Below are 20,983 nucleotides of genomic sequence, written 5' to 3'. Positions count from 1 at the left end.
GTCCGGCATAATCCGGTTTCAGGGCGAAACCGGCCAGGACACAAAACTATTGGATGCTTATGACTGCAGCAAAATCCGAACGCGAATATTTTCTCGATTCGATTCGAGCTTATTTAATGCTATTGGGCGTACCCTTTCACGTCTCCCTGATTTACTCGACACAAAAATGGGCAGTAAATAGCCAGGATGCCTCGATGTGGCTGACGGTGTTTAATGACTTCATTCACGCTTTTCGCATGCAGGTGTTTTTCGTCATTTCCGGCTATTTTTCCTACATGCTATATCTGCGCTATAAGCCACAACGTTGGTTGAAGGTGCGTCTGGAGCGCGTGGGTATCCCGCTGCTGACCGCCGTGCCACTGATCACCCTGCCGCAGTTTTTTCTGCTAAAAAATCTGACAGACAAAGTCGGAGATTGGGACAGTTTCTCCCTGTATCAAAAGTACAATGCGGTGGTGTGGGATCTGATTTCTCACCTGTGGTTTTTGGTGGTGCTGGTCATTCTCACCAGCCTCGGCATGATCACCTTCCGCTGGCTGCGCTCCCAGCATCGACAGATTGATTACACCCGTGTGGGCTGGGGCAAACTGACGCTGGCGTTACTGGCGTGGTCGCTGGCGTGGTGCGTCTTCCGCCGCGCAATCTTTTATTTCCAGCCCGCATGGTTAATGGATGGCCTGTTCAGCACCGCCGTGATGCAAAGCCTGTTCTTCCTGCCCTTCTTTATGTTGGGAGCATTGAGCTGGAAACATCCGCCACTGAAGGCGTTGTTTGTGCGTTTTAATCCGGTGATGTGTTTTGGTGCCATTGCGGTGTTTGTCGCCTACAGCCTCAATCAACGCTTCAGCAGCGGCGATGGTTGGCTGTATGAAATCGACAACGTGATTTCAACCCTGATGGGCCTGTGCATGCTGAACGTCTGTTTCTGCTTCGGACATAAACTGCTGAACAGCCATTCGCCCCGCATCATGTATCTGGTGAATGCCTCGCTGTTTATTTATCTGGTGCACCATCCGCTCACCCTGCTGTACGGCATTTTTATCACCCCGCTGATCAGCAATAACACGCTGGGCTTTTTCCTCGGCCTGCTGATGGTGTTTGGCGTGTCATTTACCCTGTATGAAATCCATCTGCGTATTCCACTGCTGCGCTTTCTGTTCTCCGGCAAACCACAGCGTGCATAACCCACGGGCCAGCTAAGCTGGCCCGCTGCTTTCACAACAACCATTCAATCGGCAAATGCCACACCAGGCGCACCATCAGCCGCTGAAACCAGGTACATTGCGGCTCATGAATATGCACCACCTCACCGGCCTCACCCGGATATTCCACCCAATTCACCCGGCCCCATCCATCAAGCCGTAACATCCAGGCACGGTCCCGCATCCCCTGAATAAAGCGTTGATGGGTACGCTGCGCCAGGGTGTCGCTCTCAATCACCAGTCCCATTTCGGTGTTAAGCACCGCTGAACGAGGATCGAAATTAAACGATCCAATAAACACTTTGCGATTATCCACGGTAAAGGTTTTGGCATGCAGGCTGGAACCGGAGTTCCCGGTTAGCCCGCGATCGTGGGGCGCGTCGCTGGCATTGGCCTGTGGTTTCAGTTCGTATAACGCGATGCCGTGACGGAGCAACTTTTTGCGCCAGCGCGCATAACCCGCGTGCACCACACTGACGTCATTAGCAGCCAGTGAATTAGTCAGAACCGCGATTTTGACCCCACGTCGTTTCAACGCCAGCAGCTGTGCCACACCAGCCCGCGTCGGGACAAAGTAGGCCGAGATAATGTCGAACTGCTGCTGTGGCGTACCAATCACCTCCAGCATTCGCTGTGGCAGCAAAGAGGAACGCTTCGCTTTGCCCAGCCCTTTGCGCGGGTCATCGCTTAACAAGCGCGTCGCAGCCCAGGTCATACTCAGCGTCCCCTCTGCCATCTGACCAACAAATGGGGAGTGATCCAGCCGCGCCAGATAACGCTGTACCGCCTCACTATCTTGCCAGGCTTCCGGCAGGCGCACGGCCTGGTGTTCGCCGCGCACCTCCACCACGCTGCGTAATGGCAACACGGCTTTGCTGCGCCAGTAGCGCTCAAAATCCTGCGCCACTTCCGGTACCACCGGGCCGATGACCATCACGTCGAGATCGGTGAACAACGGCTCATCACCGGTGCCAAAATATTCATCGCCAATATTTCGTCCCCCCACCAGGGTGACGGCACCGTCCACCGTCAGGCTTTTATTATGCATACGGCGATTGAGGCGGGCGAAATCGGTCAGATAGCCCAGCATACGCAAGGTGCGAAACGAGAAAGGATTAAACAATCGCACCGCGATATTGGGATGGCGGTCCAGTTCGGCGAGGGTTTCATCGAGGCCGGGCGTGTTGTTGTCATCCAACAGCAGCCGCACCTTAACGCCGCGCTCCGCTGCATCGAGCAGCGCGCTGAACAGCAGGCGGCCTGACATGTCGTTTTGCCAGATGTAGTACTGCACATCGATGGTGTTTCGGGCCATGCCCATCAACAGATAACGAGCAGCAAACGCATCCAGCCCATCATTGAGAGGATGGACGCCACTCATCCCCGGATGGCGCGCGCAGCGTGCATCCACAATTTCGTTAAGCCAGTTTCGCTGATGTTCCTCAGAATGGCGTGGTACGGCTTCGCTCATACAGGTTCCCTGCAACACATAATCTTCTTATTGTTGGTGGCAGCGCAGCGCATCGCAATCAGAGGCTTCCGGTTGCAGCGGCTGGCCTGCGCTTAATTTAGTCTAGACTTAGCGGGACGATCTGCATTCGGCGTTCCCCGTGAGGAGAGGAAAAATGGCGCAACACCCCCTTGATCCCCCATCCCCGCGCTATCAGCCCCGGCTGTTTCGCAGTTTTTTTCAGGGTAGTTTTCCCTGTTCGACTTCCCGTCGTGCCGGAGGCCGGCGACTGGATATGGTGATCAGTAGCGGTCATGACATGCTGCTGGAGAAGGATTATGCCGCGTTGGCGCAGGAAGGGTTGCGCACCGCACGCGATGGCGCACGCTGGTATCTGATTGAGTCCACGCCCGGCGAATATGACTGGCACTCTTTTCTGCCAATGGTGCACGCGGCCGCGCGCCATGATCTGCAAATCATCTGGGAACTGGCGCATTTTGGTTATCCCGACCATCTCGACATCTGGAGTGCCGCCTTTGTCCAGCATTTTGAACGCTTCGCCCGCGCGATGGCGCAGTTGATGCGTGATGAAGGGGTGCAGCAACCGTTTTTTACGCCGATCAATCAAATCTCCTTCTGGTCGTGGGCTGGCGCCGATGTCGCCTGGCTCGATCCCTATTCCAGTCAGCGCGGCAAAGAGCTGAAGCGTCAGCTGGTACGCGCATCGCTGGCAGCGATGCATGCCATTCGCGAGATCTATCCGCAGGCGCGTTTTGTGCTGACCGATCCACTGGTACAGGTTGCCACCGACCCCGCGAATCCCGACAGCAAACCCTATGCCGACGCGCAACATCAGGCGCAATTTGAAGCCTGGGATTGGCTGGCCGGACGCGACGCCCCGGAACTGGGCGGCAGCGAAGATTTCCTCGATATCCTTGGACTGAATTACTACCCGGATAATCACTGGTTTTTCCCCGGTGAACCGTTACCGGTAGATCACCCTGCACGATTGCCCTTACATCGTCTGCTGTGGCAATGCTGGCAGCGTTATCAGCGCCCGATGCTGCTGGCCGAGACCGGTGCCGAAGGCGATGCCCGTGCGTCCTGGTTCCATCAGGTGAGTGAAGAGGCAATGTTGGCGCTGGATGAAGGGGTGGCGCTGGAAGGGATTTCGCTTTATCCGGTGGTGGAGTATCCGGCGTGGGCCGATGACCAGCGTTCGCCCGGTGCGTTATTTGGTTTGGGTGATCCCAACGGCAATCGCACGTTGCATGAGGGTTTAGCGCTGGAGTTGCGCAGTCAGCAAATTAAGTGGCAAAAACGTCAGCAAAGTTAAGATTGTTGCGAGTTGGGATGTTTAGGGCCGCAGGTTTGTACATCAAGGGATTGATCGGCAGGATGGCGCACATCGGTGAGCCAGGTCATGGTAAACAGGAACACCACACCAATCAGACAGGCAGAAAGCAGCCCTATTATGGCGATCAGTTTGTCATCTCGGGATTCCATCGACATCTCCTTACAGGCTTCCGATACCCGTTGCAGCAAGCCTTAGCTCATCCATAACGTCATCATCAGGACAAAGATTATAAGGGTAACCGAGGTCACTGCAAGTACCACAATGGCAAACTGCGCATCGTCCAGCGGCTGCCGCAGGGGTTCGTCATGATCGTCAGGTGGCGCAGGTGAACTCATGTTAACTCAGCAAAAAATAAAGGGATCGACCGACTGGATTACCGTTCCGAGTGTAATAGAAAGCCAGCAAAATGAAAACGGGGCGCAATCGCGCCCCGCTGATGGGATTAGAAATCGTAGGTGAGTGAGACTTTGACGGTACGTGGCTCCCCTTGCGTCAGGTAAGTGCCACTGTCATCGACGTTCGCCCAATATTTCTCGTTGGTGACATTATCCACTCCAACACGCCATACCATGTCGTTTTGGTTGACCTTCATCCGGTAGCGCAGCCCCAGATCCAACGTGGTGTAATCGTCCATTTTCATGGTATTGGCGAGGTCAGCATACTGTGAACCGGTATAGTTCAGCAGCGCGGTTGCCGTCAGGCCATCTACTGGTTTGATATCATATTCAGCGCCCAGTGCCGCAGTGAAACGGGGTACGCCAATCGCGTTTTTACCATTTTCGTTGCTGTCACCGGTTTTGGTCATATCCGGATCGATCCAGGTTGCACTGCCGTTCAGACGCAGACCCAGGAGCGGTTCACCAAATACGTTCAGTTCCACACCACGGTTGCGCTGTTCGCCATTCAGTTTGTAGACGCCGTCGTTCAACACACCGACCGGTTGCTTGATTTCGAACAGCGCCAGCGTGCCACCAATACGCCCGTAGTCAGCTTTCACTCCAACTTCGTTCTGTTTGGCATGCACGATACCCGTCACGCTGCCGTAGTTAGAGGCAGTGAACGGCGCAGCCGTACCCGGCGTGAGTGATTCAGTATGGTTGGCATACAGCGAGATATTGCTGGTCGCTTTGTAAAGTAAGCCATATGCCGGTAACCAGCGGCTGCTGTCAAAGCGTGTTCCGGTATCTTCCACACCATCATAACCGTAGTTACGCACCACCACTTTCTGATGACGTGCACCTAAAGTCAGCAACAGCGAATCATCAAAGAAGCCCAGCGTATCACTCAGCAGATACCCCTGCGAACGTGAACGATAGGTTGTCAGCGGATCGCTGAATTTAGCGCCACCCGTGAAGACAGCATCCGGTTCTGCCACATCGTGCGGATTATAGATGTTGATATCCGCATCGTTACCCGAAGACATGCGATAGGTATTTTTCGCATTCGAGGTCATTGCAGAGTAACCGAAGTTCACTTTATGCGTCACAAAACCGGTGGTGAAATCACCGCGGATACCCACGCTGCCGCTCATGGTGTCCTGAATACGGTTAGTATCGAAACGACCGATAGTGGCGTTGCCAGCGGTATCCAACACTTTCGGCGTGCCGTAGTTACCAATTTCGTGCGTATGCTGCGCACCCAGCGCACTATAGACAGTCCATTGATCATTGAGATCGTATTCAGCTTTTGCCAGGCCGAATTCAGATTCGATATCACTGAATATCCAGTTCTGGCTGTAGTTGGTGCTATTAGAAGGTACGTCTGGAATAAAGTCGATACCGCCAATATTGATACCGTTGCGGGCATCATGGAAGGTTTTCTTCTGATAACCCACATCCAGCGAGGTACGCAGACGATCGCCACGGTAATCAAGACCCAATGAAGCAGCGGTGGTGCGTTTCTTTTCACCGTCAACACCGGTTTCACCTTCACGGTGAACAGCATTCAGGCGCACGCCGAACTGGTTATTATCACCAAAACGACGGCCAATATCTGCGGTGGTGCCTAATTGCGAATCTGAGGTGTAATCCACACCCACGCGCGTCAGTGGTGTGTCTTCAGCATGTTTTGGTTCCAGGTTGATCATGCCACCGACACCCGTCTCGGCAGATCCGTTCAGCAGCGCGTTAGCCCCTTTGAAAATTTCCACCCGGTCAATCAGTGAGGCATCCATCACCTGACGCGGCACGATGCCTGCCAGACCACCGTAAGTCATGGCATCACCATCCAGGCGAAAACCACGAATACGATAGCTTTCAGCAAAGTTGCCGTAGCCCTTCACGTTCTGCACGGTGGCATCGTTACGAATCACATCGGCAATGGTTTTTGCCTGCTGATCCTGAATCGCTTTGGACGTAAAACCGATCACGTTGAACGGCACATCCATGGCATTTTGTTCGCCCAGCATGCCGAGACGGCCACCGTGCGCCACCTGACCATCCAGGTAAGCGGGAACCAGATCGTTACCGCCAGGTTTGAAATCAGTCTGCGGTGTCGCTGTCACCGTCAGTGTCTGCTGTTCTTTTTTTGCCGCATCTGCGGTGGTGTTGGTGGTAGCAGCCATCACTGGCAAACAACCGGCACTGACCATTACAGCCAGCAGTGTCGGTTTCAGTCCGGGATTGAAAGGCGTAGTGCGCATGGATATCCCCTGATACAAACTTAATTGATAATCATTTTTATTGCGGTTTGCGATTATGCTGAGGACTGCGCGGAATGCAAGAAAAATCCAGGCATTTTCTTAACGAATTCCTGACGGGGCATGACAGAAAATTGATGTTGAGACGTAGCGGCGCGATTTATCGCGCGCCTTTGACTTTAATGCTACAGACAAATAACGCGCGATAAATCGCACCGCTACGGGAATGGTGGCGTTACATCCCTCGCCAACGGCGGAACACCAGAGACGTATTAATGCCGCCAAAAGCAAAGTTATTTGACTGGATATAATCCGTTTCGAGCTGGCGTACTTCGCCCATGATGTAATCCAGCTTTCCGCATTCCGCGGCGGGCTGTGTCAGGTTCAGCGTCGGCACAAACCAGCCTTCACGCATCATCTCAATACTCATCCAGGCTTCCAGTGCCCCACATGCCCCCAGCGTATGGCCGAAGTAGCTTTTCAGGGAGGAAATCGGCGTAGTTTCGCCAAACACCGCAGCGGTGGCCTGACTTTCGGCAATATCACCGCGATCGGTAGCGGTGCCGTGGGCATTAATGTAGCCAATTTGCTCCGGGGTCACTCCCGCCATTTGCAAGGCACGCTCGATGCAAATTTGCATGGTTTCCCGCTGCGGCTGTGTGATATGCGCCGCATCGCAGTTGGTATAAAACCCGACCAGTTCGGCATAGATCGTCGCCCCACGCGCCTGCGCATGCTCCAGCGACTCAAGAATCAGGGTGCCGGCCCCTTCACCAATCACCAGCCCATCGCGCTGCTGATCGAACGGGGCTGGCGTCAATCCAGGCGCCGCGTTTTGCTGGCTGGTGGCAAATAAGGTGTCAAACACCGCCGCTTCCGAAGGGCAGAGTTCTTCGGCTCCTCCGGCAACCATCACCGTCTGATAGCCGTGACGAATCGCTTCCCAGGCATAGCCGATGGCCTGGCTGCCCGAGGTACAGGCGCTGGATGTCGGGATGACACGACCACGCAAGCCAAAAAACAACCCGGCGTTCACCGCCGTGGTGTGCGGCATCATCTGCACGTAAGTGGTACCGGTGATATTGTTGGTGTGTTTTTCGGTCAGCATGGTGGCGAACTCACTCACCGGCCCGGTACTGCCGGTCGAGGAGCCGTAGGCGATACCGGTTTCCCCGCTGGTCAGTACCGGATGATCAATCAACCCCGCCTGCTCCAGCGCCAGTTCCGTGGCACGGGTCGCCAGCAGCGACACCCGCCCCATGGCACGAATGCGTTTGCGGGTGTAGTGATCCGGGAGCGTAAAATCGTCCACCGGCGCGCCCAGTTGCGTATGCAGACCATCGTAGATCTGCCATTCCGGCATGTTACGCACCGCGTTTTTACCCTGTTTCAGGCGTTCAGCCACCGCAGACCAACTTTCACCAAACGCCGTGACACCGCCCATTCCGGTGACTACCACACGTTGCATCACAGCATACCCCCATTGATTGAAATCACCTGACGCGTAACATAACCCGCGATATCCGACATCAGATAGCTGGCCAGGCCTGCCACCTCCTCGGCTCCCCCCATACGTTTCATCGGGATCAGCTTCAGTGCTTCGTCGATGACATGCGGTTCCAAATCGGTCATACCGGTATCAATCAATCCCGGCGCGATACAGTTGACGGTAATTTTACGTTTAGCCAGTTCAATGGCCAGCGCCTTGCTGGCACCGATAATGCCAGCTTTGGCAGCGCTGTAGTTCACCTGCCCGCGATTGCCCATGATGCCCGAGACTGACGATAAGGTGACAATCCGCCCCCCCTGGCGCAGGCCGATCATCGGCATCACACAAGGCTGAATCACGTTATAAAAACTATCGAGATTGGTGTGGATCACGCTGTCCCATTCTTCATCGCTCAATGCCGGGAAAGCCGCATCACGGGTAATACCGGCATTGCTCACCACGCCATACCAGGCACCAAAGCGGGCGATATCCTGCTCCAGCGCTGCGCGCGTTGCCTCCCGCTGCCCGACATCAAATTGTATGGTGCGACCGCTACCGCCCGCCGCGATAATCTGCTCCAGCGTTTGCGTTGCGCCAGCGGCGTCACGGTGATAATGCACCGTCACATGGAAACCATCCTGCGCCAGCCGCAGGGCAATGGCACGCCCGATTCCTTTACTTGCGCCGGTTACTAAAACGCTACGTGTCATGGCTGATGTCCTTGTAATAATCGTTGTAATTCATCGTCATCGGGTTGATAAGTGTTAAGGCGGCCAGTCGCCAGACACTCAGACTGATGACTAATTTTCCCTTCAAAACTGCCAAGCCGGTCATCACGCATCAGCAAATGCATCTCCACCTGCAAATGCGCTCCGGCTGGAAAAGTAGCGGCTATCGGGCGATACCCCCGCCCGCCGAGCAGCATGCCGGGGCGGATCTGAGTTTCCCCCTGCTGCCGGGCATGAAAGCCCGACCAGACGCCCACGGTCTGCGCCATGATCTCCACACCGAACCAGGCGGGCAGCTCCCCTTGCGGCGTCAGAAACGGTGCCAGTACGCCCTGCCCGTCAATGGTCACTGCGCAGATGACGTGGTCAGCACTGACTGCGATAACACGATCCAGCAGCAACATCGGCGCACGGTGCGGTAAATATTCACTTACCGGCAGAAAATCAACCATCGACGCGTCCTGTAATCAGGCAGGTATTGTTCCCGCCAAAAGCAAATGAATTAGACGCGATAACCGGACGCCCCAGCGACACTGGTGCGGTAATCAGGCCACAATCCGCTAAGGTGGTGTCGCGTTCCGCGCGAGAAAAATCCTGTGGAGGCAGCGGTAAATGTTGCTCCAGCAGCAGCAACGACAACGCGGCTTCGGTGGCACCTGCTGCGCCTAACGTATGTCCCGTGAGGTGTTTGGTGGAGCTACAGGGTACGCGATCACCAAACAACCGCTGCACCACGGCGGCTTCCACCTGATCGTTCAACGGCGTCGCGGTGCCGTGCAAATTGATATAACCAACCTGCTCTGGTGCTAAACCTGCCTGCTGCAACGCCATTGCCATTGCTCGTTCTGCTCCCACACCTTCCGGGTGCGGTGCCGACATATGCCAGGCATCCGACGACTCGCCAACGCCCAGCAGCGCCAGGGGCTGAGGCTCGCGCGTTAATAACAACAACGCTGACGCTTCACCAATCGAGATCCCGTCACGATCGCGGCTGAAAGGCGCACAATGGTGCTCAGAAAGTGATTCCAGACTGGCAAAGCCGTTGATCGGCATCCGGCTGAGCGAATCCGCCCCGCCCACCAACGCCACATCCGCCAGGCCTGCCGCAATCAGGCGCTCGCCGCTAATAATGGCGCGCGCGCTGGAAGAACAGGCCGTGGAGAGGGTATAAGCCGGGCCATCCAGTTGCAGATAATGCGCCAGGAAGCGTGACGGATCGCCCAACTCCTGCATCCGGTAGTCATAGCCGCTTAAGCCGGCACTAACCTGACGATCCCCCTCATCAACCCCCGAGGTGCTGGTGCCAAGGATCACTGCCACACGATCGCGACCGTACTGCGCTACCGCCGCCTCCACCGCCGGGCGAATCTGCGCCAGCGCAGCCAGCAGCAGTTGGTTGTTACGGGTGTTATGCGCGGCCAGTTCGGTGGGGATGGTAGGAAGCTCGCCCAGAACTTCGCCCACCCAACAGCGTTTCCCCGCCAGCAACCAGCTCTCGCGCGGCTGCATCCCCGGAGCTTCGCCCTGTTGCAATTGGGCAGCGATCTGCTCGAGGCTGTTGCCAAGTGCATTAACCATGCCGTAAGCCGAGATGTAAATCATGATGCGTCCAGGTGTTGAATCTGAATTTGATAACCAAAAGCGCGCTGATCAATGCTGATCGGCTCACGTTGCGTGCCACGTTGCATATAACGGATCAACGTCACCACCGTACCGGATGGGTCACGCAGCTCGCGACGATCGCCAATATCCTGCAACTGCCAGCCTTGAGGTAATTGTGGCTGCCAGGCGCTGATCGGCCAGTGGCTCAGCATAATATCTGCCAACACCTGGCTGGCGGGCGGCATCTCCGGCAGCGCCATCATTTGTTGGGTATGAATGCCGGTCGCATCATACGTGACGCGGAACAGACGAATGCCGAGCGACGATAACCCGGCAAGGCTGATATGTTGCTCATCCGCCGCCAACAGCACCAGCAACGATTGCGTTTTCCCTTTAACGTGACCGGTTAACAGCTGCTGCTGTTCGAAAGCCGGTGTAATCCCCGGAGCCGGTAGCGTGACGCGTACCCCCGGTTTGAGCCACGCCGTTGGCCGATGAGTGGGTTCTGTCTGACGGGCACAGCCACCCAGCAGCAGTGCGATCAGTAGAAAAATCAGGCCCTTGTTCATGATTGCTTCCTTTTCCGGGGGGCCAGCGCCAGTGGCGCCAGTAAGAATGCGCAGAAGATGCCACTGCACAGCACCACGCCAAAGCTACTGATGGCGCTGGTACTGCTGAACACCAACATGCCCAGCGTCAGCAACGTCGTCATCATTGCCAGCGTCACTGCCAGCATTGAAGTCAGCGGTGTGCCGCGCGGGTTACTGAAGAACAGCGTGTAATTGATGCCGATACCCAGCACCAGAATCAGAGCCAGCAAGGCAAAAAGATTGAGACTGGCCCCAATCCAGCCAAGCGTCGCCAGTGCCGCCGCCAGCGAAAGCCAGGAGGGCAACGCGCTGCGCAAGCCAGCTTTCAACCCCAGCCGTATCACATAACTCAGGGTGATCAATAGCAACGCTAATGCCAACAGCCCGCTCAATAATGTGCGCCAGAAACCAAACAGTTGGTCATAGCTGGCTTTGCGATCAACCCAGCTGACACCAGGTTGTTGCGCCGCCAGTTGTGCCAGTGCCGCACTGTCACGCACACCATTCACCGGCACCAGCACGCTGCTGCGTCCATCCGGCAGCGACAGCCACAATAAACGCCAGCCTTCACTCAACGGGCTTGCCAGCCAGTTTTCCGGCGTCACCGGCATGGCGTGCAGATCGGCTTCTGCCAGCGTCACGCCCGCTTGCTTCAGCCGTGCCGTAATGGTGGGGGCTGCTTGTGCCAGCAAGGTCAAATCCTGCTGCTGTCGTGCCAGCGAGTTAAGTGGCAGGATACGATACCCTTCCAGCCATCGGTGCTGCCGGGCCTGCTGTAACGCTGGAGCCAGCTCGCTCACCCGTTGCAGCGTTTGCTGCGGGTTATCCCCCCATACCACAAACCAGGTTTGATCGGCCTGCTGCCCGGTAAGCTGCGCCAGTTGCCGGTCCTGGGCCAGTAGCTGCTGCGGTGCACTTTGCAGATGGGCAATATCATCATCCACCCGCAGTTGCAGGATACCGAGCAGTGCGTAAATGGCGACCAGTGTCGGTAATCCCCACATCAGCACCCGTTGACGTCGCCAGGCAGCGAGCCAGCGGGCCAGCCACACCATGCCGGGGATCGGGCGCACCGGCAGCCCCCGCACCAGCCAGGGGTAGAAGCAGATCACCGTCAGGCAGGAAGCACTCAGGCCACTGGCGGCGAATACCGCCAACTGGCGCAGTCCGGGAAAGGGAGCCAGCAGCATCAGCAGCCAGGCGATGGCGGTGGTGGCCAGCGCCAGCAGCAGGGTGGCACGCACCTTCTGCAAACTTTGCCAGGGCGATGCCTCGTTGCCGTGCACCATGCGCTCGGTCAGGTAGTACAGGGTGTAATCCGCTGAAATGCCAACAATACTCAGGCTCATCACCAGCGTGGTGAGATGCAACTCGCCAAAACACAGCAAGGTCGCTACCGTCCCCGCCATCGCGCCAATCGCCACCGACAATGCGCACAACGCGAGCGGTCGCAGCGATCGGAACACCAGCCAGATCAGCAGCAACAATCCCGCCAGCGTCGCACTCCCCAACGTCTCGACATCATGCTGCGCGCGCTGGCTGGCATCATCGCTAAATAACACCGTGCCCCGCGTCAACAGCCGGGCATCCGGCCAGCGCGTTTTCAGTTGCTGCTCCAGTTGGTTGAGCGCCGTCACCAGTTGATGACTTTGCCGGATACTGAAGGCATTGCTGTCCAGCTCGCCGTGCAAAAAATACCAGCGCCGCTGCTGTGGGTCATTCACCGTCAACCAGCCATTGTGCAGCACCATTTTGCTGGCATTTTGCTGTAAGGCCAGTTGCGCCCCACGCACCAGCAGCAGCGGATCGTGCTGTAACTCCTGGCTGCTCACGCCGGCGAAAGCGGAAAACAGTTGCGCCAGAATCCAGTCTGCCTGGTCTGCCCCGCCGCTTTGCAGCCGCGCACGCGTGGCGTCGTCAATCAGACCATTGCGATTCTGCCAGGCGAAGGCACCCCAGCGCTGCATTTGCTGATCGTCCATTGCGCCACTGACTTGCTTCAGTTCCGGTAAAGCCTTGAGCTGCGCCTGCCACCAGGCCGCCACGGCATCACCGTCATCGGCGTTACTGCTCACCAGCCAGACCAGCTGACGATCCAGACGTTGCATAAAAGCCTGCTGAATCTCGGCAGGAGCCTGGCCGAGATTCTGCTGCGGCAACAGCGCCAGCACGCTGCTGTTTAGCTGGCTACGCGGTAACAGGCAGGCCAATGCGATAGCCAGCGCCAGGCACACCGTCAACCACACCAGCGCCAGATTTTTTTCACGGTGTCGGAGCAAAACGCGCGCGCTCCTCATCGGTCAGATGGCCGGGTTCGGTCCGGGTATCGCTCAGGGTGATATCGGTTTTATCTCCCTGCTTATCGTCCAGCTGGATGCGGTTAAGATACGCGCCCCCCTGCAACTCGATACGGTTGAAAATTTTATTCAGTGGTGCCGCTTTCGGCGTCAGTCCCAGTTGCCAGTTTTCATTGCCCTTATCCTGAAAATCGAGGGTGAAATTCTCTTTCAACACTTTTTCATCAGCCTGGAACAGGGCGCGTAGCAGATGATTAAACTGGAACATTTGTGGGTTGCTTTCAGCCGTGATCACCTGCGGCGGTTGACCGCTCATGCTTTGCACCATGCGTTTATCATCCAGAATCAGCGTCATCGGGAAAGGCGTATTCTGTTGCCACCACAGCCCTTGCTGTTGGGCAATCAGCAACTGACCGCGTGAAACCAACGGCTGCGCCATTCCGGCGATGGTGCGTACCTGCACGAAGTTGGCACGAATAACCGGCTGACTGGCAAATCGTTGTTGCAGTTGCTCAAGGGTCACCGCTTGCGCGGCGACGTTCCACAACAACAGCAACGTCAGCAAAAATCGTTTCACGGTTGTACCCCCAGACGTTCAAACAATATGGCGGGCGAGACAAAACACATTTCCTGCGTGGCCTGATCCACCGCCACCTGAATGGTGTGGGCTTTGGTGGTCAGTTGTCCGGCGGCATTGTGGATGTGGTAATCAATCCGCAAACGGTTTTCATATTCCACGATGGTCGCGCTGACCCGAATGCGCTCTTCGCAACGCAGTGGCTGACGGTATTTCACCCGCGTATCTACCACCGGCCAGACGTAGCCACTGGCGGCCATCTCGTGGTAGCTGTAATTCACGCTGCGCAACAACGCCTCGCGTGCCGCTTCAAAAAAGCGGAAATAATGGCCGTGCCATACCACTCCCATTGGGTCGCAGTCGTTAAACGAAACCACAATTTCCACCTCGGCACGGTGGTTCGGCTCACTCATCGCGACTCTCCTCTCCCGGTAAGCTCCAGAAATCATAAAAATTGAACCAGTCCAGCGGAGCCAGAAAGGCGTGATGCTCCAGACGTTGCGCATAGCGATCCACCGCCTGCTGCAATGCCTGCTGACGAGTGGCACGGGGCAGCGATAAAGGGGAGGCAAAGTTTTCGCAATACACCCGTAATTTACCTTGCTGCTGCAAGGCAAACATCAGCAAAACCGGACAACGTAGCGCGGCTGCCAGTAAAAACGGTCCCTGTGGGAACGGTGCTGGCTGGCCGAGAAATTCACTCCAGATCACGCGGCGCTCACCGCCTCGCTGGCGATTGACCGCTGTGCGATCGCCAACAATCGCCACCCACTCCCCGGCGTCCAGTTTTTGTTGCAGCAGGATCGCTGTATCCGGCCCCATATCGGTGACCGGCATCAGATTAACCCCTGCCTGCGGCGCGATACTTTCCAGCACTTCGCGAAAGCGTTGCGCGTTATCGGTAAACACCAATGCGTTGATCACCAGGCCGCTGACCTGCTTCGCCATAGCGCGGCACGCTTCGATATCGCCCAGATGTGAAGCCAGGATCAGATGCCCTTTGCCATCGGCGGCACGAATGACCGCTTCCGCCCCTGGTGCGAAATCAATATCACGTCCCCACTGCACATCACCGCGCCAGCTCGCCACCTTATCCAGCATGCTGTAACCGAAGCGCAGAAAATGGCGGTAGCTATTGAGGGGTGCGGGCAACCTGAGATGGTGTTGTTGCGCACAGCGCTGAATCTTTGCCAGCCACTGCTGTGACGCCGCGCGCGCATGACGTCCGCTGAGCCAGTACACCGCAACCACCGGCCACAGCAGCAGTACAAAAGGTCCGCGCCCGGCATGTTGATACAACCACAACATAAACCGCAGCCCCCATTGCCCCCGACGTTCCGGGGTTGCCGACCAATGGCGGTTACTGCCCCGCTGACGGAGCAACTGTGGGATGCGCGGCAGCATGCCGAAGAATAAACGGGTGTGCATCCACGAGATGCGCAGATTGTCGTGCAACGCATCAAAATGCGACACACCGGTTACCGGATAGGTCACGCGCGTGGACAGAAAGCGGCTCGGCGTACCCTGCCAGTAAAGGCGCACCATGATTTCGGTATCAAAATCCATCCGCTGCCCAATCGGCTGGCGATCGCATAACGCCAGCGATGGCACCAGCGGATAGACGCGGAAGCCACACATGCTGTCTTTTAACGAAAACGAGAGCGTCTCAATCCAGACCCAAAAATGGGTGATGTAGCGGCCATATAAACGTGACTTAGGAATCGAGGCGTCATACAGCGGCTGACCGGAAATCAGGCTGTGCGGATAGCGCCGTGCCTCCTCCAGCATACGGGGCGTGTCTTCCACCTGATGTTGACCGTCTGCATCCAGCTGTAATGCATGGCTGTATCCTCTGGCTGCGGCAACGCGCATTCCGGCGATCACTGCGGCACCCTTACCTTGATTGGCTGACAACCGATGGACATGCAGATCGGGCGCGTTGAGGTCATCGATCAGCTGGCGGGTTTGAGCATTGCTGCCATCATCCACAATGATGATTGGCAAATTAAACGGTGCCAGACGTTGCAACACCGACGCCAGCATCGCGCCGTGGTTATAGCAGGGGATCAGCACACAGGGAGAAAAAGGTTCACTCAGCACAGGCGAATCTTCCCACTGCTGGCGATCGGTTGGGCGCGGTCAGACAGTAACCGATATTGAAAACTGAGCAGGGATTTCTCTGCCTGCCAGTTGAGCTGGAGTTCCAGTTCAGCGTCCGGTGGCACCGGCTGCTGAAACTTGATGTTCTCAATCGACGAGAAGGCTTTGCCTGGCACCAGACGCGTCAGCCCGTAATAGAGCACCCAATCGAGTTGCGCCACACCGGGTAAAATAGGGAGCGTCGGAAAATGGCCCTGAAACCATAGCAGGTCGCCAGGTACACGCAATCGCAGCGTCAGCGCCGTCTCCTGTTGCTGCACATCAAGTTCAATCGGCAACATGAAAAAGCTCCTCAATTTGCGGCCAGGCGCGCTTACTTTGCGCGGTAACCGGGATGGTCGTCACCACACGCCAGTAGCGAGGCATCGCCACCGGCTCCAGCCAGGGTTGCAGCGCCTGTCTCCAACGCTGTTTGCAGTGTGACAGCGCAGCGGGTTCAGGAAGCTGTGTGATTGCCAGCACCACGCCAATCGCCTGGCGACCATGACGCTGGATCGCCAGCGCTGCCGCATCGTTCACACCTGGCAAATCCAACAGACGTCGTTCGATTTCGCTCAGTGAGACGCGCTTATCTTCGATTTTTACCACCCGATCCTGGCGGCCAGCCAGTTGAAATCGCCCCTCCGACTGCGGCAGGATACGGTCGTCCAGCGCACAACCTGCGGCTGTTTCCAGCAACGGGGAGAAAACACGCCAGTGCGCATTTTCCTGACGACAAAGTTCTACTGCCGGGAAACACTGCCACGGCGTCTGCCCGGCACTGAGATAACGCCAGGCAATCACGCCGGTTTCAGTGCTGCCATAGATCTCATCGACGCTACAACCCAACCATTGCTGCGTGCGCTGTGCATCGGGCCAGGGTAACGCCCCGCCGGCGGAAACGATTAACGCACAGCGCGGCAGATGCAGTGACGCGTCCAGTCGACGTAAAAACGCCGGGCTGCTGATAAACGCATAACGGCGTGTAGGGGTCTGATCAGCGAGCTGTTCACTATAAAACAACTGCTGCGCGGCAAAGGGTAAACCCAGTGCCATTGGCAACACGATGCGGAAACTCAGGCCATAGAGATGCTGATGGCTGACGGAGGCAATGACATGGCTGTGTTGCAGGCGATCTCCCCACAACGTGGCCAGCCATTGCGCTTCAAGGTCCAGCGCGCGAACGGATTTCACCACCGGACGTGGCGTTCCTGTTGAGCCAGAAGTAAACAACACCAGGGTTGCGTCAGCGGCAATCGCAGTCAGCTCCCCTTCCGCCTGCGCGCCATCCCAAAGCAGATGCGGCAACGAAATGGTCAGCGGCATATCGCTGATCACCCCATCAATATTGGCCGCCATCTCTTCCAGTTGTGCTGCCCGGCAATGACCCGGGATCACCGGGGTTTTCCCCAGATGCCATAACGCCAGCAGGGCGACGGTGAAGTGATAACTGTTGTCGAAGCACAACGCCCAATGTTGTCCCGGCTGCGTCTTGATACGTGCAGATAACGCAATCACCTGTTGGCGCAGCGTGGATAAACGATATTCCTGCTGACCCTGCCAGGCCACCAGGCGATCCTCTGCGTTGAGCCAGTTGGCGATGGGCTGTACGTTCATGCCTGTTTCCTCATCCGCTGACGCAGCAGCCATTCGCCGCCCATCAGCATTCCCATCAGCAGATAACTGATGCATCCATTCCAGAGTGTCCATAGCGCGAGATCCGCCCGCAGGCAGGTCATTAACGCCACGCTGCCGTTAAAAACAAAAAACAGGCACCACACCTGAGTCACACGTCGGGTGTAGCGCACAGCACGAGGTGGTAGCTGTGGTTCACGCAACCGGGCGATGCGTTCCACCAGCGGCATGCCTCGCCATAATGATGTGCCAAACAGCAGCAACATCAGGGCATTGACCACCACCGGATACCACAGCAACAGATGTTGCTGACGCAGCACCAGGCTGGCAAGACACAGCAGGCTTCCCACCAGCGCCAGCAGCAACCCACCTCGCGCCAGGGCACCGTGAGAGTTACGTAAGCTCCAGCCGCGCAGCACAAACAGCACAGCAAGCACCAACAACAAGGCGCGCCAGTGCGGATACGTCAGCGCCAGCCAGACCAGCAACGGCCATGCGAGCAGGGCGATGCCATTCAGCAGACGCAGTGCCGCACGCATTTTGTTCTCAGGCTTCACGCATCAATTGGTCAACGGCATCCACCACATCCTGCACAGTACGCACCGAGCGGAAAATTTCCGGTTTGATCTTGCGACCAGTACGTTTTTGCAGGTGCACCACCATATCGACGGCATCAATGCTGTCGAGTTCGAGGTCCTCATACAGACGCGCATCCGGACGAATGTCGTCAGCATCAATTTCAAACAATGAGGTCAGCAGCGCCGCAATTTCCTGGTAAATCTCGTCTTTATTCATCATATTTACCGCTCTCAGGCTTGCTGTTGTTCAATAAACGCAGCCAGCGTGGCCACGGAAAAAAAGTGCGCGCGCAACGTTTCACTTTCAGCGGAGAGTTGAACGCTAAAACGATTCTTTACCGCCAGTCCCAGCTCCAGCGCATCGATGGAGTCCAGCCCCAATCCCTCGCCGAACAGGGGAGCATCGGTGTCAATATCATCAACGCTGATATCTTCCAGATTCAGCGTGTCGATAATCATTTGTTTTATTTCGTTGTTCAGTGATTGCATAACTTACTTTATCTCGTCAGGGACCAGTGCCTGTTGCAGGTGACGCGTCAGGCGACGCGCTGCCAGCGGCTGCGCATCTTCATTGGCTTCGCTAAAGCTCTGGCTATCAATACGCGATTGTACGCGTACAGTAAAAAGGGGTTTAACCGGCGGAATCTGATACCAGCGACTTTGTTTATCCAGCATACGCTGGGTGCAGCTGATATGAACCACGCGCAGATCGCATCCGGCGCGGACCGCTATATTCGCCGCGCCGCGTTGCAGTTTCAGAGGTTCGCCATAACGGGTGCGGGTACCTTCAGGAAAAATCAGAATGGTATCGCCGCGCGCCAGGCGTTGCTGACTATCCGGCAACAGCGTTTCTGCTTCGCTGTTGATCAGGTAATCGGCTGCACGAATAACGCCGCGTAAAAAGAAGCTGTGCTGCAACTCGGCTTTGACCAGGCAATCCATCTCCGGTAACACCGAGGCAATCATCACGTAGTCGATGAGTGAGGGGTGATTAGCCACAATCAGGCAGCCGCGATCCTGTTGCAGTAACTCCGCCCCTTCAATGCGGTAGTCATATACCCCAACCCATCGGCAGAAGCGTAAAAAACAGCGGAAACTGCACGCGATGCTGCGACGGGCAAGCTGCCGGCGTCGCGTCGCGTCGCGCTGCACCAGCAGTAGCACATTGAACCAGATCAGGGACAGCAGTAAGCCTCCCACACTGAACAAGGTAAAACTTACGGCGGTCATCACCAGCCGCCAGTAATAATTGAAGCCTGAACGTTGCAGTGACAATGTGTTATCAGCCATGTTCACGCTCCCACTGCCAGCGATGGCGTTCACCCTGAATACTAAACGCTACCTGCTGGCTTAACAGACCATGCAGGCACAGCAGGCTCTGTGGCAGAGTATCGGCCTGGTCAGTGTGTCCGGGTTGGGCCTGACAGCGCCACATGGTGCCCGTCCCCAGCAACAACGCGACCGCATAAGGTGCATTGAATGGCATTTGCGCCAGCCAGGGACGATAGTAGTCCGGGACCTGCCCGTCAAAATCCACCAGCAAAACCTGCTGATAACCCGCCTGATGTAAGGCGGCCACTTCAATCAGCCCTTGCTGGAAACTGTCCATGCCTGCCGCAACGGACGTCGCAACCAATGGCTGACGCGCGGCAATGGTCAAACTGCCAACCGCCGAATTGTGAACCGACATGGCGAAATCGGTAGGCGATAGCGCTTGCTGATGTGCCAGCGCCGTGAGGATGCGCAGATTACGCTCCAGCTCTCCATGACGGCTGGTAAAGACCACCGCATCGACCTGCTGACGGGACAACAACGCCAATCCACACTCCACCGCCGCACGGCTGCCATTGCTCAGGCGACGGGCAGTCATCATCGGCAGAAATTGTGATTTTGCGAGAGGTTGCGTGGCATCAATCAATGGGGGCTGTTGCGCCCACTGGTGCCAGTCGCTAACCAGGTCAAGCCCGGGCGCCATAGCGTGCCAGTCAATAAGCGTGTAAGCGAGTTTCATACCTGCATTCTTTCATGAGCTATAGGGACGGTGAAATTGTCACTGTGTGGCATCCCTTCCTTGCCTGACTCCCGTCATCCGGCAAATCTCTGCCAACATCAGTTGGGCCAACGGCCCAGCTGATCATATGTCGGCAGTATACTGATTAACTTTATCTACGTATGGTCGAGGCGACTATTTTGCAGCCTGTGCCGCAAGGCGCAGTTGGATATCCTGGTCAAGGTTGTGAACCCAGCGGTTGTAATTACGGTGAATCTGACCACCACTGGCCAACAGGTTCTGGCTGCCTACATATTGAATGCTGTAGCTCTGGGGGGTGTAAGTCACGCGAATGTCAGCTGAGTGACCGCGCTGTGCCAGGCGGCCATTGATCACGCCAGGTCCGGCAGGTGTCATTACCCACTGGCGGCTGATGCCCGCCTCAATAATGGCGCTTTTCATTTGGCTGTCGCTGTAATGCTGGCTCAGCGACTGGTTGATATTATCGATTGGCTGAGTGCGTGATACGCATCCGGTTAACAGCACTGCCGCAATAACCAAAGCGCTACCCAATGTTTTCTTCATCATTTCCTTTTTTCCCTTGTCATGGCAACCCACTAAAGCGGCCGCGCGTGTAAAAAAACCTACACTCTTCCGTAAAGACAGCGTGAAATGGCGCGGATAATACCATTTATTGTAAAGACAAGTAAA

At 56.4% G+C, this 20,983-nt stretch carries 23 protein-coding genes; 2 read left to right on the top strand and 21 right to left on the bottom strand.

Annotated elements, in window-relative coordinates; all coding sequences use genetic code 11:
- The first annotated feature begins 59 nt into the window (after positions 1–59).
- Positions 60–1,184, top strand: coding sequence for a glucans biosynthesis protein MdoC (mdoC, locus tag AC6I8R_RS07445; protein ID WP_036627695.1), 1,125 nt, complete (start codon positions 60–62; stop codon positions 1,182–1,184).
- 31 nt (positions 1,185–1,215) lie between these two features.
- On the opposite strand, the gene AC6I8R_RS07440 is transcribed toward mdoC, so the two are convergent.
- Complete coding sequence (locus tag AC6I8R_RS07440) at positions 1,216–2,673, bottom strand: phospholipase D family protein (RefSeq protein ID WP_021186044.1); 1,458 nt, start codon at positions 2,671–2,673, stop codon at positions 1,216–1,218.
- Positions 2,674–2,827: 154 nt separating this feature from the next.
- Here AC6I8R_RS07440 and AC6I8R_RS07435 point away from each other — a divergent pair, with 154 nt between their 5' ends.
- On the top strand, positions 2,828–3,988 hold the full coding sequence (locus AC6I8R_RS07435) for a glycoside hydrolase family 1 protein (protein WP_497832073.1): 1,161 nt from the start codon (positions 2,828–2,830) through the stop codon (positions 3,986–3,988).
- On the opposite strand, the gene AC6I8R_RS07430 is transcribed toward AC6I8R_RS07435, so the two are convergent.
- From AC6I8R_RS07430 to AC6I8R_RS07335, 20 genes are all read right to left on the bottom strand, one after another.
- Positions 3,985–4,158, bottom strand: coding sequence for a hypothetical protein (locus tag AC6I8R_RS07430; RefSeq protein WP_013508613.1), 174 nt, complete (start codon positions 4,156–4,158; stop codon positions 3,985–3,987). The two genes, AC6I8R_RS07435 and AC6I8R_RS07430, sit on opposite strands and share 4 nt — an antisense overlap.
- A gap of 42 nt (positions 4,159–4,200) precedes the next feature.
- Positions 4,201–4,344, bottom strand: a complete 144-nt coding sequence (locus AC6I8R_RS07425) for a hypothetical protein (protein ID WP_013508612.1) — start codon at positions 4,342–4,344, stop codon at positions 4,201–4,203.
- Between the two features lie 107 nt (positions 4,345–4,451).
- The gene (locus AC6I8R_RS07420) at positions 4,452–6,650 is read right to left on the bottom strand and encodes a TonB-dependent receptor (protein ID WP_021186047.1); all 2,199 of its coding nucleotides are present in this window, start codon (positions 6,648–6,650) and stop codon (positions 4,452–4,454) included.
- A 232-nt stretch (positions 6,651–6,882) separates the two neighbouring features.
- On the bottom strand, positions 6,883–8,115 hold the full coding sequence (locus tag AC6I8R_RS07415) for a beta-ketoacyl-ACP synthase (protein ID WP_497832072.1): 1,233 nt from the start codon (positions 8,113–8,115) through the stop codon (positions 6,883–6,885).
- Positions 8,115–8,846 (bottom strand): 3-ketoacyl-ACP reductase FabG2, encoded by a 732-nt coding sequence (locus AC6I8R_RS07410; RefSeq protein WP_497832071.1) that lies wholly within the window; start codon positions 8,844–8,846, stop codon positions 8,115–8,117. Before AC6I8R_RS07410 ends, AC6I8R_RS07415 begins: the two co-directional genes overlap by 1 nt.
- Positions 8,843–9,316, bottom strand: coding sequence for a hotdog family protein (locus AC6I8R_RS07405; RefSeq protein ID WP_021186050.1), 474 nt, complete (start codon positions 9,314–9,316; stop codon positions 8,843–8,845). The genes AC6I8R_RS07410 and AC6I8R_RS07405 overlap by 4 nt, the downstream gene beginning before the upstream one ends.
- Complete coding sequence (locus AC6I8R_RS07400; RefSeq protein ID WP_497832070.1) at positions 9,309–10,466, bottom strand: beta-ketoacyl-[acyl-carrier-protein] synthase family protein; 1,158 nt, start codon at positions 10,464–10,466, stop codon at positions 9,309–9,311. The genes AC6I8R_RS07405 and AC6I8R_RS07400 overlap by 8 nt, the downstream gene beginning before the upstream one ends.
- Positions 10,463–11,035, bottom strand: a complete 573-nt coding sequence (locus tag AC6I8R_RS07395; RefSeq protein ID WP_415175119.1) for a DUF3261 domain-containing protein — start codon at positions 11,033–11,035, stop codon at positions 10,463–10,465. Before AC6I8R_RS07395 ends, AC6I8R_RS07400 begins: the two co-directional genes overlap by 4 nt.
- Positions 11,032–13,353 (bottom strand): MMPL family transporter, encoded by a 2,322-nt coding sequence (locus AC6I8R_RS07390; protein WP_497832069.1) that lies wholly within the window; start codon positions 13,351–13,353, stop codon positions 11,032–11,034. Before AC6I8R_RS07390 ends, AC6I8R_RS07395 begins: the two co-directional genes overlap by 4 nt.
- On the bottom strand, positions 13,319–13,930 hold the full coding sequence (locus tag AC6I8R_RS07385) for an outer membrane lipoprotein carrier protein LolA (protein WP_415175117.1): 612 nt from the start codon (positions 13,928–13,930) through the stop codon (positions 13,319–13,321). Before AC6I8R_RS07385 ends, AC6I8R_RS07390 begins: the two co-directional genes overlap by 35 nt.
- The gene (locus AC6I8R_RS07380; protein WP_415175116.1) at positions 13,927–14,343 is read right to left on the bottom strand and encodes an acyl-CoA thioesterase; all 417 of its coding nucleotides are present in this window, start codon (positions 14,341–14,343) and stop codon (positions 13,927–13,929) included. Before AC6I8R_RS07380 ends, AC6I8R_RS07385 begins: the two co-directional genes overlap by 4 nt.
- Complete coding sequence (locus tag AC6I8R_RS07375; RefSeq protein WP_497832068.1) at positions 14,336–16,030, bottom strand: glycosyltransferase family 2 protein; 1,695 nt, start codon at positions 16,028–16,030, stop codon at positions 14,336–14,338. The genes AC6I8R_RS07380 and AC6I8R_RS07375 overlap by 8 nt, the downstream gene beginning before the upstream one ends.
- Positions 16,024–16,371 carry an ApeI family dehydratase gene (locus tag AC6I8R_RS07370; protein ID WP_021186057.1) on the bottom strand — a complete coding sequence of 116 codons (348 nt, stop codon included), beginning with the start codon at positions 16,369–16,371 and terminating at the stop codon, positions 16,024–16,026. The genes AC6I8R_RS07375 and AC6I8R_RS07370 overlap by 7 nt, the downstream gene beginning before the upstream one ends.
- Positions 16,358–17,686, bottom strand: a complete 1,329-nt coding sequence (locus tag AC6I8R_RS07365) for an AMP-binding protein (RefSeq protein ID WP_415175114.1) — start codon at positions 17,684–17,686, stop codon at positions 16,358–16,360. Before AC6I8R_RS07365 ends, AC6I8R_RS07370 begins: the two co-directional genes overlap by 14 nt.
- Complete coding sequence (locus tag AC6I8R_RS07360; RefSeq protein WP_021186059.1) at positions 17,683–18,243, bottom strand: COG4648 family protein; 561 nt, start codon at positions 18,241–18,243, stop codon at positions 17,683–17,685. The genes AC6I8R_RS07365 and AC6I8R_RS07360 overlap by 4 nt, the downstream gene beginning before the upstream one ends.
- Positions 18,244–18,250: 7 nt before the next feature.
- Positions 18,251–18,502: an acyl carrier protein gene (locus tag AC6I8R_RS07355; RefSeq protein WP_415175113.1), complete on the bottom strand. Its 252-nt coding sequence runs from the start codon at positions 18,500–18,502 to the stop codon at positions 18,251–18,253.
- Between the two features lie 11 nt (positions 18,503–18,513).
- A complete protein-coding gene (locus tag AC6I8R_RS07350) occupies positions 18,514–18,771 on the bottom strand; it encodes a phosphopantetheine-binding protein (protein WP_021186061.1) in 258 nt (85 codons plus the stop codon).
- 3 nt (positions 18,772–18,774) lie between these two features.
- Positions 18,775–19,572, bottom strand: a complete 798-nt coding sequence (locus AC6I8R_RS07345; protein WP_021186062.1) for a lysophospholipid acyltransferase family protein — start codon at positions 19,570–19,572, stop codon at positions 18,775–18,777.
- Positions 19,565–20,293 carry a beta-ketoacyl synthase chain length factor gene (locus tag AC6I8R_RS07340; RefSeq protein ID WP_036627713.1) on the bottom strand — a complete coding sequence of 243 codons (729 nt, stop codon included), beginning with the start codon at positions 20,291–20,293 and terminating at the stop codon, positions 19,565–19,567. The genes AC6I8R_RS07345 and AC6I8R_RS07340 overlap by 8 nt, the downstream gene beginning before the upstream one ends.
- Before the next feature lie 174 nt (positions 20,294–20,467).
- Entirely contained in the window at positions 20,468–20,860 is a 393-nt protein-coding gene (locus AC6I8R_RS07335) for a hypothetical protein (RefSeq protein ID WP_152521917.1), read from the bottom strand.
- Positions 20,861–20,983 lie beyond the last annotated feature (123 nt).

The sequence above is a fragment of the Pantoea sp. X-Soil-OKNW-713 genome (genome assembly GCF_059730685.1).
This window is presented reverse-complemented; position numbering and strand designations above follow the sequence as displayed.